The organism is Bacillus sp. N13C7, from assembly GCF_026790065.1.
Taxonomy (GTDB): domain Bacteria; phylum Bacillota; class Bacilli; order Bacillales; family Bacillaceae; genus Bacillus.
The window spans coordinates 1-600 of the sequence record NZ_JALAMO010000011.1 but is presented as its reverse complement, the minus strand read 5'-3'; the positions used below and the strand labels follow the sequence as shown (position 1 = coordinate 600).

2 protein-coding genes are annotated in these 600 nt (G+C 42.2%); both read left to right on the top strand.

What is annotated here, in order from left to right; all coding sequences use genetic code 11:
• On the top strand, positions 1–318 hold a 318-nt coding region (locus MOB98_RS13315; protein WP_268425342.1), incomplete at its 5' end, for a transposase.
• Positions 315–600: IS3 family transposase (locus MOB98_RS13310; RefSeq protein WP_268425340.1), on the top strand; the 286-nt coding region annotated here is incomplete at its 3' end. The genes MOB98_RS13315 and MOB98_RS13310, both read left to right, overlap by 4 nt.

Below are 600 nucleotides of genomic sequence, written 5' to 3'. Positions count from 1 at the left end.
CAACACTTTCAGCACTATACCAAAGAATTCAAGATGAAAGCTGTCAACATGTATGAGGAAGGAAACAAAAGCTATAACACGTTATCTGAAGAATTAGGGCTTCGGAGTTCAACCCAGCTCAAAAATTGGGTGAAAACCTATCGAGAAGGCAAGTCTTTAGATGATCATAGGGGCAAAGAGACAAAGTCAGACAATCCTTTTATTGGACGCCCTAAGACAACATTTAAAAGTGTTGAGGGAGAACGAGATTATTTAAAGGCGCAGGTCGAATACCTAAAAAAGCGTTATCCAAATCTGCATGGGGAGGACGGATTTTGAAGACAGCACGATTTGAAGCTGTGCACGAATTGAAGGATCGTTATCCGATTACGTGGCTGGTATGTATCGCCAAAGTGTCAAGGTCGGGGTACTATAAATGGCGCAAGACTCAACGGATTCGAATGGCGAGGCAACAGAGAGAGCAGATCATAAAAGAACACATCATGGCGATTCACCATTCACGTCCTTTCTATGGCTATCCTCGGATCACCATCACTTTAAAGAGAGAAGGATTTTGGATCAACCATAAGCGTGTTTACAGATTGATGAAAGAGATGAACA